At 56.0% G+C, this 13,736-nt stretch carries 9 protein-coding genes; 3 read left to right on the top strand and 6 right to left on the bottom strand.

Annotated features, from left to right (window positions below):
* Positions 1-5: 5 nt before the first annotated feature.
* Both QQL54_RS08405 and aceB read right to left on the bottom strand, forming a co-directional pair.
* Positions 6-1,601, bottom strand: a complete 1,596-nt coding sequence (locus QQL54_RS08405) for an isocitrate lyase (protein WP_284389568.1) — start codon at positions 1,599-1,601, stop codon at positions 6-8.
* Positions 1,602-3,248, bottom strand: a complete 1,647-nt coding sequence (aceB, locus tag QQL54_RS08410; protein ID WP_284389570.1) for a malate synthase A — start codon at positions 3,246-3,248, stop codon at positions 1,602-1,604. It abuts the gene before it with no gap.
* 105 nt (positions 3,249-3,353) lie between these two features.
* Here aceB and QQL54_RS08415 point away from each other — a divergent pair, with 105 nt between their 5' ends.
* The gene (locus tag QQL54_RS08415) at positions 3,354-4,790 is read left to right on the top strand and encodes a helix-turn-helix domain-containing protein (protein WP_284389573.1); all 1,437 of its coding nucleotides are present in this window, start codon (positions 3,354-3,356) and stop codon (positions 4,788-4,790) included.
* On the opposite strand, the gene QQL54_RS08420 is transcribed toward QQL54_RS08415, so the two are convergent.
* The 3 genes from QQL54_RS08420 to QQL54_RS08430 all read right to left on the bottom strand — a co-directional run bounded on the left by QQL54_RS08420 (position 4,758) and on the right by QQL54_RS08430 (position 9,388).
* A complete protein-coding gene (locus QQL54_RS08420) occupies positions 4,758-5,438 on the bottom strand; it encodes a DUF4386 family protein (protein WP_284389575.1) in 681 nt (226 codons plus the stop codon). The two genes, QQL54_RS08415 and QQL54_RS08420, sit on opposite strands and share 33 nt — an antisense overlap.
* A 108-nt stretch (positions 5,439-5,546) precedes the next feature.
* On the bottom strand, positions 5,547-6,956 hold the full coding sequence (locus QQL54_RS08425; protein WP_284389576.1) for a PepSY domain-containing protein: 1,410 nt from the start codon (positions 6,954-6,956) through the stop codon (positions 5,547-5,549).
* A 2-nt stretch (positions 6,957-6,958) separates the two neighbouring features.
* Complete coding sequence (locus tag QQL54_RS08430) at positions 6,959-9,388, bottom strand: TonB-dependent receptor (protein WP_284389578.1); 2,430 nt, start codon at positions 9,386-9,388, stop codon at positions 6,959-6,961.
* A gap of 226 nt (positions 9,389-9,614) precedes the next feature.
* Between QQL54_RS08430 and QQL54_RS08435 the strand changes: the two genes are divergently transcribed.
* Positions 9,615-10,949, top strand: a complete 1,335-nt coding sequence (locus tag QQL54_RS08435) for a GntT/GntP/DsdX family permease (RefSeq protein WP_284389580.1) — start codon at positions 9,615-9,617, stop codon at positions 10,947-10,949.
* Here QQL54_RS08435 and QQL54_RS08440 read toward each other — a convergent pair.
* Positions 10,935-11,453: a gluconokinase gene (locus tag QQL54_RS08440; protein ID WP_284389583.1), complete on the bottom strand. Its 519-nt coding sequence runs from the start codon at positions 11,451-11,453 to the stop codon at positions 10,935-10,937. The genes QQL54_RS08435 and QQL54_RS08440 overlap by 15 nt on opposite strands.
* Positions 11,454-11,485: 32 nt before the next feature.
* Here QQL54_RS08440 and QQL54_RS08445 point away from each other — a divergent pair, with 32 nt between their 5' ends.
* Complete coding sequence (locus tag QQL54_RS08445) at positions 11,486-13,729, top strand: M28 family peptidase (protein ID WP_284389586.1); 2,244 nt, start codon at positions 11,486-11,488, stop codon at positions 13,727-13,729.
* Positions 13,730-13,736 lie beyond the last annotated feature (7 nt).

The following is a 13,736-nucleotide window of genomic DNA, read 5'->3' on the forward strand; positions in this document are numbered from 1 at the left end:
CGTGGTTAGGCGACGTCTGCGAACTGGTTCATTGTATTGTGCTCACCGCCTGCTTTCAGAGCGCGATCACCGCCGGTCATAACTTTGAAGCTGTCGCCAATATCGGATCCAACTTCATGCTGGTGGCGCACTGCGGACACACCGCCGCGGATCTCTTCGCGCTGAACGTTTTTGACATAGGCGAGCATTTTCTCGTCGCCGTAATAGCCTTCACTCAGACGATCCATACCGAGCGCGTCCATATGGAAGGTCGGCAGAGTGATGAGGTTGTGGAACACACCCGCTTCACGCGCGATATCCGTCTGGAACGCCTGCAAGCGACGGTCCGCCTCAATACCCAGCGCGTCTTCATCGAAGGCCGCGGACATAAGACGAGCTTCGTCATAATCGCCCGCTTGGATGCGACCCTCATTGATCCAATCTTCACGCACCTGTTTGCGTAGATTGAGCGTCCAGTTGAAGGACGGTGAATTGTTATAGGTCAGCTTCGCCTGCGGCGCCGCTTCGCGGATACGGTTCACCATGCCCGCGATTTGCGCCACATTCGGAGTCGCCGTTTCGATCCAGAGCAGGTCTGCGCCACCATCATTCAACGCCGCGATACAGTCTTCGACCACGCGTTCTTCACCTGTGTCGGCTTTGAACTTGTAGAGACCGTTGGGCAGCCGCGTTGGTTTAACGAGCTGACCGTTCAGCCGAATGGCCACATCGCCATCGTCTAGATCAGACAGGCCTTCGACCGGTGTGGCTTCAAGCCATTTGGTATATTCCGAAGCCAGATCACCCGCTTCACGCGAGACAGGGATTTTCTGTGTCAGGCCAGCACCGAGACTATCGGTCCGCGCCACGATCACACCATCATCCACACCAAGTTCTTCAAACGCCATACGCACAGCGCGCAGTTTTTCGATGAAGTCCTCACGCGGAACTGTGACCTTACCGTCTTGGTGTCCGCATTGTTTGGCGTCCGACACTTGGTTTTCGATCTGAATGCAGCAAGCGCCCGCCTTGATCAGCTCTTTGGCAAGCAGATAGGTCGCATGAACATTGCCGAAGCCAGCATCAATGTCAGCGATGATCGGACGGACATAGCTCTCAAACCCGTCAATCTTTGAAATGACCGCTTGGCGACTCACATCGTCATCGGCGGATTTCAGCTCGCCGAACAAATCGTTCAAGTCAACTTCATCGGCTTGGCGCAGTGACGTATAAATCTCGTTGATCAAATCGGTCACCGCGGTTTTCTCGTGCATAGACTGATCCGGCAAATGTCCGAAACTATTGCGCAGGCCCGCAACCATCCAACCGGACAGATAGACATATGCGCGGTCCAGCGTGCCTTTTTGGCGTTTAATAGCGCGCATCATTTGCATGGCATGGAAGCCGGACCAGCAGCCGAGTGACTGTGTGAACTGGCTCGTGTCCGTATCATAACGCGCCATGTCGGCGCGCATGACTTTCGCCATCGCTTTGGCAATATCCAGATGGGTCTCGTAGGTGTTCTGAACCTTCAACTGAGCAATGTCTTCGACATTAATGCCGCCCGGCACACCATTAGGGTAACGGGCTTGGATGTCATTGAGTGTTTGTGTGTAGGTCATTTAAGCCTCCAAAATTTCGTATGCAGGAATAGTTAGGAATTCGGGCAGATCGGCGGATGTCGCCGTCTGAGTGAACAGGCGAGCGGCCTCTGGGAAACGACCGGCGATAAAAGTGTCGCGACCAAGCTCCGTCTGAAGCGCTTCAAACACCTCGTCATAGATGCGCCCGTAAAGCGTGCTGCTCATGCGTTCGGATGATCCGTCCGCGAGTTGCACATCTGCACCGTGACGCAGCCATTGCCAGACTTGTGCGCGGCTGATTTCAGCCGTTGCGGCATCTTCCATTAATCCGTGGATCGGGACCGCGCCGCGGCCTGACAGCCAGGCCGCGATGTAACGAATACCGACTTCGATATTGGTCCGCAGACCGGCTTCGGTAATCGTGCCGTCATGTGGTTCCAACATCGCCTCATCGCTGATGCGCGGAGCCTGACGTTTGGCCTTGATCTGGTGCTTACCTGGCATGTGAGCGTCAAAAGTTTCGGTGGCCGCCGCAACCATTGCAGGATGCGCAACCCAAGTGCCGTCGTGACCAGCACGGACTTCACGTTCCTTGTCAGCGCGAATTTTGGCAAATGCTGCATCATTGGCTGCGTCATCATTTTTGACTGGGATCTGTGCCGCCATACCGCCCATCGCGTGAGCCCCACGACGATGGCAGGTTTCAATCAAGCGGAGGGAGTAGGCGCGCAGGAAATCGCGATCCATGCCGACTTGTGCCCGGTCAGGCAGCAAGAAGGCTTTATGGTTCCGCAGCGTCTTAATGTAAGAGAAGATGTAGTCCCAACGTCCACAATTCAGCCCCGTAATGTGGCGACGCAGGACGTAGAGGATCTCTTCCATCTGGAAGGCGGCGGGCAAGGTTTCGATCAAAACAGTTGCTTTAATCGTCCCGTTTTCAATACCCAGTGACGCTTGGGCGAAGTTGAACACGTCATTCCACAGACGAGCTTCCTGATAGGACTCTAACTTCGGCAGGTAGAAGAAGGGTCCACGACCATCCGACGCCAGTGCCACACCATTGTGGAACAGGTGCAGACCTAAATCGAACAGGGAGGCCGACATAGGCAGGCCATCAACGGTCACGTTCTTCTCTTCCAAATGCCAGCCGCGCGGACGGACCAACAATGTCGCTGGGTTGTCGCCAATGACGTAAGCCCGCTTTTCTGTTTTCATGGTCAGCTGACCGTTTGTGTAATCGATCATATTCGCCTGACCTTCGATCATGTTGGCGAAGGTCGGCGAAGAGGCGTCTTCAAAGTCAGCCATGAACTGTGTTGCGCCGCTATTGAACGCATTGATCATCATCTTGCGGCTAACGGGGCCTGTGATCTCGACGCGGCGGTCTGTTAGCGCTTTGGGGGCCGGATCGACTTCCCAGGCGCTGTTGCGAATATGAGCCGTCTCAAGCGGGACCCCAGGCAGCTCACCATCGTCGAAACGGTCTTGGCGAAGTTGGCGATCTGACAGCAGAATACGGCGCTGCGGCCCGAATCGCCTCTCAAGGTCCGCCAGAAATAGAAGGGCATCCGGCGTTAGGACACGATCCAGATCGGCGACGGCCTCTCCTGATTTTGGGCCCACAACTTTGGCTAACACGCGGTGACGCGGGATCGGGGTGGTCTCAGGGGTAACGGGCGCATTCATGGCACTCTCCAACAAAATCGTGTGAGCGTCCGTTAGCGAGTTTTTTTGTATGAGTCTGTAAAATGCGGGTTGCTTTGTTGCGTTTGTAAAGTCAAAATCAGTAATATGGTGAACTCTGTAAACAAGCGTGGGGAAAAGATTTTGATCGGCCCACGGCTCCGGCGGCTCCGCACAAGTCTGGGCCTGACCCAGACTCGCATGGCTGAGGATCTGGGCATCTCTGGTAGCTACCTCAATCTGATGGAGCGCAACCAACGCGCCGTTTCGGCTAAGGTGTTGCTGCGCCTGTCAGAGACCTATGACATCAACCTCTCGGCGCTGACGTCCGGAACGGACCAACAGTTGGTCGGTGAATTGTTCGAAGCCTTGCGCGACCCGGCGCTCGGTCGTGATCGCGTGCCAAAATCTGAAGTGGAGGATGTGGTGGGCGCAAGCCCTGCCACCGCCCGCGCGCTCGTCAACCTACATCAACGCTATACCGAACTCTCGCGGCGGCTTGTAAGGGAAGAAGGCGCCGACGAAGCAGCGAGCGCTTTACAAGGCACCGTTCCGGCTACCGATCTTGTCCGCGATGTCTTGCAGCGCGCACGCAATTATTTCGACCCGCTCGACCGCGCCGCAGAAGATCTCCACACAGAGCTTGAATTGCGCCGGACTGAGCCACTTACTGCGCTCATCGCCCGGATGAAGGATCACCATAACACCGTCGTTCGCATCCTTCCAAATGATGTAATGGTTGATATGCTGCGCTATTATGATCGCCATTCCGGGCGGTTGAACCTGTCTGAACTTCTGCCCGCCAGTTCCCGCCGGTTCCAGATCGCGTTTCAGATTGGGATGTTGGAGCAACGCAGCGTTATCGACACGATCGTTGAGCGCGCCGATCTGCCAACCATTGATGCCAAGCGATTGCTCCGTACAACCCTCGCCAACTATTTCGCGGCCGCTCTACTGATGCCTTACGGGCCGTTTCTGAAAGCCGCCGAAGCTCTTCGTTACGATATCGACGCGCTCGCCCACCGGTTTGGTTCCTCGGCTGAACAGGTCGCCCACCGCCTCACTACGCTGTCACGACCCGAAGCGCGCGGCGTTCCGATGTTTTTCGTCCGCATCGACATTGCTGGAAATCTATCGAAGCGGTTTAGCCAAGGCCGATTCGTGTTCCCACGATTTGGTGGAGTTTGCCCGCGGTGGGCCATCCACGAAGCCTTCGCCTCGCCGGATAAGCCGCTGGTTCAATCAGTGGAGATGCCGGACGGGGAGACATATCTCACAGTCGCGCGCCGCGTGACCCGCTCCGGTGGGACTAGCTCGGCCCCCTCGCAGAGCTTTGCCATCGGGCTCGGTTGCGACATGACCCATGCCAAGCGCCTCGTCTATTCAGATTGGTTATCGGGCAACCCGATGCCGATTGGGCCAAATTGCTATTTGTGTGAACGAGAAGCCTGCCCGCAACGCGCCCATCCGCCACTTGGCCGCGCCCTCGCCCATGACGAGCGCGCGCGGGGTCTAAGTCAGTTCGCTTTTGCCCCAGACCACTAGGTAAATCCCAGTTGCAATCAGGGCCGTCAGATTAGCCAGCATGAAGGCCATGGTCACAAGATCGTGGCCGAAGGCGGGAATAAAATCTCTCGCGACGATAGAAACTGCGACAAAGAGCGAGGCAAAAAACCCCCATCCCGCCGTGATCTTCGGCAGCCCGCCCGCGCGCAGAAACAACCAGAAGAAACCCGCATTAGACACTGAAGACAACACCAAGCTAAGGTGGAAAGACGTATAGTCCGACGTCGCCTGCAAGCCTGCCAATAGAAGCCGTTGCTCGGCGCTCGCTAAGGACTGATAAGCGACCCCACCTGCCAGCTCCGCCACATTCATGGCAGCGACCGCGCCGACGAGGGACAATAGCCCCGCGCCCAAACCAACAAGCAGGCTCCACCCCGCCAGCAAAGGGCCTTTGGTTTTCAAAAGACGAAACACGCCCACAAGAAACAATATGTTCAACCCGAGGACGAGCAAGGAGAGGTAGGCCCGACCACGAAGGCGCGTTTCCGCTTCCAACATCGCACTAGCTGTTGCTTCAACGTCAGCCGAAAGATTGATGTCGATGCCGGCATTAACGGTCAGCGCCCCAATGATGCCGATGATGATGGTCGCGAGTAAAGCGTGACCTGTAATATTGGACGTGTTCATATCGATCCCCGTGCAATGTGATTGCTGGGTATCGCCCTAGACGCGCTAATGCGGTGAGATCAAGAAATTTATCGTTTTTCGATAAATATAATACAGATAAACCAGCGCCTAAAGCCGACCGGTCGCTTTCCAACGCCGGATTTGCATCATCACGCCAGTTACGAAGAGCAGCATAGCGAGCGCAATCACGATCAGGAGCGCGGGTTCGCGCCGATATTGGATCACTCGCAAGCGCCAATTGACGACGTGGACATTGTAATAGCGCTCTAAGAATATCTCGGTCCCGGTCCGTGGGTCATGAACATGACCCGTAACTTGATCGATGGCGACAGCGCCCGCCGTTGGCTCCGTAAAATAGCCTTTCCAGACCGGATAAGGCCCGGTGTAAAAATAGAAGTCTAAATCCTGCGGCCCTTCCGCGACCTCCCAGCGCTCAATCGATCCTGCGGCTTCCGGAACAAGCCGACGCAATACAATCGCATCGCGATCTGCCTCCGTCAGTTTCAACGTCTGGCCATCCCGCGCGCTCCAAAGCACTTGATCCGGATTTCGCCCTGGCCAGCGAACTTGGTAGACGGGCTCGCCCCCAAGCATACGAAGGACAATAGCGGACGGCGCGCCACGCGCATCCGAGACGTCGAAAATATCGGTCGGGTGAACGGCCACTGCGGTCCAATCGATCGGAGCGACGTCATGCTTCAGGATGTTTTCCGCTTGATCTCGAAGAGGGTGCAGCAACCAGACAATCCCGAGACCCGATGTCACCCAGAAGAATACCTGTACCGCCAGAACTAACCCGACGATCTGGTGGATTTTCATTGCTTTCGGAATAGCGCGCTTCTTGAGATAGAGTTTCTTGAAGGCCAGCACGCCCATGACCGCTGCGCTAAAGAACAGCAGCGCAAAAAAACTTAAGACGATGTTTCGTCGGAATTCGGCCTGGCCCGAATAATCCATGATATGGATGGTCGTGGCCAGGTTTTCCAAAAACTTCATACGGGTGGTCTGAGTGATATATTCGCCCGTCGTCGGACTGAAAAACAGAACCGCCTGCTCTGCCTCAACGCGCCAAGCCGGGATCGGGAGTTTTTGATACTCGACCGTATTGCGTGTTTTCAGACTGACGTTTGATACATCAATGTTCTCACCCGTCATCTCCGACGCTAGCTGCGCAATTCGGGCAGGTTCGATTTGTATAAGAACCGCGAGCGTATCAGGAGAAACGACACGGTCTTCGTCAAAGCTAAGGCGAACCGTCGGACCCGCGTGATCAAGCGCAACCCGCATGACGCCATCCGGAGCGCCCGCCTTTAAAGCGTTCAGATCCGGCCAAGTCGCAACAGCATCGACGGAGATGGGTGCAGGCGCACGGTAGGCCGTCAGGGACGCCCGCGCGATCATCGTCATGATAAGCGCCGTCGTCAGCCAGATCCCCAACTGCAGCAGCAACGCCAGTGTAAACCAGCGATGCCACTTTAGTAATTTGAGCCGGAGCGCCGGAGAGATCAGGCCCGCCATGACTAGAACTTGTAAGAGGCTCTCACCCCAAACTGCGATTTGCGCGGACCGGAAATCGTGAAGTCACGATAGAAGGTAAAGCGTCGGTTCGGCAGGAAGATGAAAGACCGGACCGGATCAGGGATCAGCAGTGGGCGGTTGAAGTCGAGCAGACGCGTCACAACTAGGGGCGTGTTATCGCCTAGAACATTGTTGTAAAACGCTGACAGGCTCCAATTCCCACGATCGATGCCGGTCCGCAGATTCAGCATATGCGAATCGCCTGTATGCGAAAGATTGAACACCTGCACGAACCGCTTGGACTCATAATTGTAATCCGCACGAGCAAACCAGTCCGTCGTGTCGCTGATAGGGATTGTATAGGTACCCGATGCATTGATCTGGTGGGCGGGCGTTTGCGGCAGTTTATTGCCTGCAAGCTGTCCATTTAAGCCGTCCACATCACCGGGCTGACCCGACGCAATCCCGTCCGTATCAAACAACTCCTCAGCATTTTCATCGTAAAAGTCTGTCAGTTCAGCGTTGCTGTAGGAATAGCCCAGCGAGTAGTCGAACCGATCAACGGATCCAAAGAGCTCAGCTTCAAAGCCAAAGATTTCCGAAGCCCCTGCGTTGACCACAGCCGGGAACGTCGTCCCGGACCGACCGCCTGATGAAGCCGTTGTATAGGGTTGGGACTGCGTCAGCTGCTGATCAGACCAATCGATGTAATAGGCCGAAAGATTATAGTTGAGACGCCCGGTTCCGTCCTGCCCCTTAACCCCAACTTCGTACGACCAAATCGACTCTTCTTCAAATGTGGCGAAGTCCCGCGTGAATTCAGCAAAATCTTGTGGATTGAAGAATTCAGATTGAGGCGGCACGGAGTTGAAACCGCCCGGCTTATTACCCTTGGCAATTGATCCGTAAATATTCGTATTTTCATTCAGAGAATAACGCGCCGTGACCCGTGGCAGGAAGCTATCATATTTGATCTCACGAATGTCCGTGAAGGCCGGGCGGGTCGTGGAATCAGCCGCACCTAATACTTCTTCCGTCGCCGTGATTGTGTCTTCTTGATAGCGCGCTTCAAGCGAGAGGGTTAGGTCTTCCGTCGCATCATATTCGACCATACCATAAACGGCGATGTTTTCGACCTTGTCGCCAGAATCAAACAGTCGCGGACGGTTAGATTGGCCATTAGGCGCATAAACGCCGCCTGCATCAAAGCCTTCGCCGTCATTTTCTTCGAAATAGTATCCGCCTGCGAGCCAGCGGAACTGTTTGTCGCGTGGCGACAGGATCCGAAGCTCTTGCGAGAAATCGTTCCGGGATGTTTTGCCGATGGAGAAGTTTGGCGCTGTTGATGACACCAAAGCATTATCGAAAATATTGATATTGTCGGAGCTGTTATAGGCCGTGATCGATGTCAGCGAGTACCCATTGTCCAAATCCCAATCCATTTGCAGACTGGACCGGAAACTATCGCGTTCAATCCCTTCATAACCTAAATCATTAAGCTCAGCATCGTTGAAGGCGAGCGTGTCCGGCACTTCAATTTCGCCGCAGAAGTAACCGCGAGACCGGTTGGACGAGAGATCAATTCCAAAGAAGGAGCCAGTCACATTAGGCTGGAAGCAGTTCAAATTATTGCTGCCCAATCCGCCATAAGCGAAGCCGCCATCGCGCACTTGAGAATAGCCCAGATTGAGCCGAGCCGTGAACGCGTCGGTCGGCTTGAAGACCAGTTTACCGCCGACATTAGTTGTTTCCTGCGCGCCGAGATTGTCGCCGCCATCCGCATTCTCATAGTCGCCGCCAAACGTATTAAAGCGGGCATTGATTTCACCGTAGAGTATGCCTTCCTTGATCGGACCGTTAACATAGCCCGTCAGCTCATAGGCGTCATGCTCAGCGGCCATTGCAGAAATGCGACCTTGCATTTCTTCGCCCGGATCACGGGTCACGAAATTGACAGCACCTGCAAAAGTATTGCGCCCAAACAGAGCAGATTGTGGTCCACGAATGACTTCCACACGCTCAAGATTATCGAGTTGATAAGAGGTGATGCTGTCAGAAACGAAGATCCCATCGACAAAGAAACCTGCATTGGGTGAGCCGAGAACATTGGACATGCCACGAATAGCAGGGCGGCTATTGGCGCCGCCTTCAGCCCGACCGAAACCTTGGCGGAAAGAGAAACCGGGTGTCTGCAACGCCACATCTGCAATGCTGTCCAGTCCCGACCGCTCGATATCCGCGGCAGTGATTGCGGTAATGGAGAGCGGTACGTCGAGCAGCGTCTCTTCCGTCTTCCGGGCCGTGACGATGATCTCGTCCTTGATCCGGACAGTCTCGTCCGTGCTTTGAGCCAATGTCGGAGCGGCCACGCCAAGACCAAGGAGAAGTGCGGATGCACAGCTTGCCGTGCGGAATAAATTCGAATGCGTCATATAATCCCCTTGGGTCTGGAAATAGTTCCGGACATCGAACCGGCTGTCCCGAGCCGTGTTGCGTTAGGGTGTGACAATCCAACACATGCATTGAAGCGGACTTGATATGGGTCAAGTTTAGCCACCCATTTTGTCTTGAGCTAATTTCCCTGCCGCGCGCTCTATCGATTTCTAACGTGACGACCCGCATCGCCTGATTTAGGGCCGCATGCAGGGGAGATTTCACATGGCCTATCCGCTTGTCATGACGGTTGTCGCTATTGCGGGACTGCTGCTTCTGGTTTTGCGCTTTCGATTACCCGCATTTATTGCGCTGCTCTTCGTGTCTCTCGGCTTTGGCCTATCGGTCGGCATGGCTCCGATGGATGTTATCGAAGCGGTCAAAACAGGCATGGGCGGGACGCTCGGTTTCGTCGCCGTCGTCGTCGGTCTCGGCGCTATGATGGGCGCACTGCTCGAAGCGTCGGGCGGGGTTGGGGCTATTTCAGACACGATCTTGAAACGTTTCGGCGAGCGACGATCACAAGGGGCTCTCGGCGTGATCGGTTTTCTTGTCGCGATCCCCGTCTTCTTCGATGTCGCCTTCATTATCCTCATGCCAGTTCTACTTGGCCTGCGCGACAAAACAGGGAAGAGCCTTGTCTATTTCGCGATCCCGCTATTGGCAGGACTCGCTGTCACTCATGCCTTCATCCCGCCGACGCCCGGACCCATTGCCGTAGCCGAAATCCTAGGGGCCGATCTGGGTTGGGTCATTCTGTTCGGGGCAATTGCGGGCCTCCCCGCCATGTTAGTCGGCGGGCCGATGTTGGCGCGGATCATTGCCGACCGTCCGGAATTTGCCGTCACGCAAGCCATCGATTTTGCGCCCGGTTTAGACGCCCCCGCCAACCCAATCAGTTTTGGGGCTGCCATGAGCGTGATCGCCTTGCCACTTATGCTCATCCTCGGCGCGACGATCACCATGGCGCTGGATCTCTCGGGCACAGCCGCAACAATTATCGCCTTCGTCGGTCATCCCTTCGTCGCGCTGCTGATCGCCTGTCTTTACGCTTGGTATGCCTTTGGCATTCGGCGCGGGATGGCGGCGGGCGATGTCCATAATGCAATGCTGAAATCGCTGGAACCCGCTGGCCTTGTCGTTCTGGTCACGGGCGCGGGCGGCGTGTTCAAGCAAATCTTGGTCGACAGTGGCGCGGGCCGTCTCCTGGCCGAAGCGCTCACGGCGGGCTCTATGCCGATCCTGCTCTTCGCATTTATCGTCGCACTCATCGTCCGAGTGGCGCAAGGCTCTGCGACCGTCGCCATGATCACGGCGGCGGGTTTGACCGCTCCCGTCGCACAAGTCGCCGGTGTCGAGGGGGCTGGGCTTGCGCTAATTGTGATCGCAATCGCGTCTGGCGCATCCATGCTGAGCCACGTCAATGATAGCGGCTTCTGGTTAGTCAGCCGCTATCTCGGCCTGACAGAGTCGCAAACACTACGCAGCTGGACCGTCTCAACTACATTGATCGGCCTGACAGGCTTCGCCGTCTGCTGCGCCTTATCACTCGTCGTCTAAGGCTGAAAGGATTTCGGCAATGATGGCCTCGACGGGTTGATTAACAGAGACCGCAATCGCATCTTCCTGCGGATCAAGCGCCGCGAACTGGCTCGCTAGTAAGCTTGGGGAAAAGAAGTGGTTCGACCGGGTGGCCAGCCGTTTAGCGAGCAGAGTTTCAGACCCTTTTAGCCAAATATAAGAAACAGACTTTTCTAATCCTGCGCCTAGCCAATTCCGAACGGTGGCATTCAGAGCCGAACAGGCAATGATCGAAAGCTGGCTTTCGTTTGCTGAATGGCAGAGCGCTTTTATCCAAGCTTCACGATCCTGATTTGTAAGCGCCTGACCCGACGCCATCTTCGAAACATTCTCGGCCGGGTGAAAATCATCGCCTTCGAGAAAAGGCCGACCCAGATGCTCTGCCAGCATCTTTCCGACCGTGGACTTTCCGCAGCCTGAAACACCCATAATAATGATGTGGCCGTCCAGCATAATCATCTCATAACTTGAACCCGCCGACATGCCATGCCTTAAGACGATTTGGGGGACAGAGTATGACAACGAAACGAAGTAAGAATACGTCCGTTTTAGTGACACTCGGTTTGGTCGGGATGATCCTGATTTTCACCTTCAGCCTCTCTTTTGTACGCCCCCCCTCACCGGATCCTGACCACCCATTCGATACCGTACGCGCCGCTGAGACCTTGTCGCGCATTCTCGGTGACGAGCGGCCTCACCCCATCGACTCTGATGCCAATGATGCCGTGCGAGAGCGACTGCTTACGGAAATTCGGGCGCTTGGGTTTGATCCGATTGTGAGGGATGATTTCCACTGCACCAATCATTTCGGCGGCGTTTGCGGACGAGTCCAAAACGTCATGTTCTGGGCCGTGCCGCCGACGGACACAGTGACACAGGGTGTGGTTTTGATGAGCCATTATGATTCCGTGCCTGCTGGACCCGGCGCAGGCGATGACGGCGCGGGTGTGGCGGTCGGACTAGAAGTGGCGCGTCTACTTAAGGGTCGAGACCTGCCCCGGCCTGTGCTGGTCCTGATCACGGACGGCGAAGAAATTGGTCTATTGGGCGCAGAAAGCTTTGTGCAAACGGACCCGCTGGCGACCCGGATCGGATCGGTCGTCAATGTCGAGGCACGCGGCGTCACCGGTCCCGTCTCCATGTTCCAAACCTCCCGCCCTAATAGTCGCGATATCAGCGCGATCGCCAAGACCGGGCGAACAGCTATGGCGAACACGTTGAGTTCGGACATTTACGACGCCATGCCCAACGATACGGATCTCTCGCGGTTTTTAGATGACGACGCCCCGCGCGCGGTCGATGCGACCAATTTTGCTTTCATTCTAGGCGACAGTTTTTACCACACGCCGGGTGACAATCTCGCAAACCTAGACCGGGGTTCACTATTCCATTCCGGTATCAATGCGCTGGCCGCGGTCGAAGGCTTTGCTCAGCAAAGTGCTGCTCAGTCGCCAGAAACTCGCCGTCTCTATTTCGACCTCCTGACACGCGGCGTTGTCTCTGTTCCCTTCTGGGCCGGGATAGCTGCGATCATTCTGGGCGGAGCGCTGTCTCTAACCGCCCTTATAAAGACTAGCGCATGGCGTGGTTGGCGCGGATGGGCTGTTCTACCGATCGCCCTCATCGCAGCCGGCCTGGCCTCTGTCGGCCTGTCAATGGGACTGGGACTAATCCGTGAGGCTGGTGCCTTTGCACCAGCGCATCCATGGGCGTTGCAGGGGGCGCAGGCTGGAATTGCGGTGCTTATCAGCGCGTTGATAGCTATCACCCTCCATGATCACCATAACACAGACGACGCTGTCGATCCGGGTCCCGCGCTGAAAAGCTGGGTTTGGCTAGCCGTCCTGGGAGCTATAGGCTTGGTTCTGTTCTCTGGCTCTATTGTGATCTTTGTGCCTGCCTTGGCGGTGGCAACACTCTGTGCGCTCGCTGCCTTATTCGGGCGTAAAGGTTTAGCCGTTGGACTCAGTGCCGCTGCTGCGGTTTTGTTCCTGATCACCAACTTACCCTTACCGGGCTTCGCGCTTGCGGCCCTTGGCGCTGACGCGGCACCCTTCGCGGCGCTGTGGGCTATACCCACGGTTATCCTCATCGCTACAATCCCGCCTCGAAAAGTATTGGATGTACCGCTGATGGGTGCAGGCGCCTTGGCGCTCATCTTGATCGTTACGGCTGCCTTGGTCCCGCCCTATAGCGTCGACGCGCCGCGCGGCGTATCGATCCGGCATATCGAATTTGACGCCGGAAATTATGTGCAGCTTTCGGGTCGCACAATGCCGCCGCCCGCTATGACTGAGGAAGGCGCGTTCACATTCGAAGGTCCCGCAGACGTCACCTTACCCGCTTATAACCGCTCCAGATGGACCCGGTCCACAGCGACGCAGCCCGACATTGAAGCGAGCTTGGTCGTTCTTGACGACCAAACAGAGAATGATGTGCGGCGATTAAGCTTGAGCGTTAATGCACCTACGGCCGACAGACTTCATCTCGCGCCCGCCTCCCGCGAGGCTCTTTGGACTGCGTTGTCGATCAATGGGGTTGAGGTAACACCCAGCCGATGGGGTGTACGCGTAGCCGGACGGAGCGTCAGGGAAGCTCGGATTGATATTGAGCTACCCGCCAATATGCCGGTCGGACAGATCGCCATCCTACGTTACGGTATCGGGCCTGATCTGGCCGACCTTGCCGCATCGCGTCCCGACTGGGTTTTACCCCGTCAGGACGGCGATGTTCGGGTCAGGCTTCTAAATCTAGATTGAGCGCTCA

The organism is Algimonas ampicilliniresistens (assembly GCF_030159955.1).
Classification (GTDB): Bacteria; Pseudomonadota; Alphaproteobacteria; order Caulobacterales; family Maricaulaceae; genus Litorimonas; species Litorimonas ampicilliniresistens.

Excerpts from the sequence above, each read along its gene's own strand:
- QQL54_RS08405 (WP_284389568.1), bottom strand. The coding sequence starts at position 1,601 with ATGACCTACACACAAACACTCAATGACATCCAAGCCCGTTACCCTAAT.
- aceB (WP_284389570.1), bottom strand. The coding sequence starts at position 3,248 with ATGAATGCGCCCGTTACCCCTGAGACCACCCCGATCCCGCGTCACCGC.
- QQL54_RS08415 (WP_284389573.1), top strand. The coding sequence starts at position 3,354 with ATGGTGAACTCTGTAAACAAGCGTGGGGAAAAGATTTTGATCGGCCCA.
- QQL54_RS08420 (WP_284389575.1), bottom strand. The coding sequence starts at position 5,438 with ATGAACACGTCCAATATTACAGGTCACGCTTTACTCGCGACCATCATC.
- QQL54_RS08425 (WP_284389576.1), bottom strand. The coding sequence starts at position 6,956 with ATGGCGGGCCTGATCTCTCCGGCGCTCCGGCTCAAATTACTAAAGTGG.
- QQL54_RS08430 (WP_284389578.1), bottom strand. The coding sequence starts at position 9,388 with ATGACGCATTCGAATTTATTCCGCACGGCAAGCTGTGCATCCGCACTT.
- QQL54_RS08435 (WP_284389580.1), top strand. The coding sequence starts at position 9,615 with ATGGCCTATCCGCTTGTCATGACGGTTGTCGCTATTGCGGGACTGCTG.
- QQL54_RS08440 (WP_284389583.1), bottom strand. The coding sequence starts at position 11,453 with ATGTCGGCGGGTTCAAGTTATGAGATGATTATGCTGGACGGCCACATC.
- QQL54_RS08445 (WP_284389586.1), top strand. The coding sequence starts at position 11,486 with ATGACAACGAAACGAAGTAAGAATACGTCCGTTTTAGTGACACTCGGT.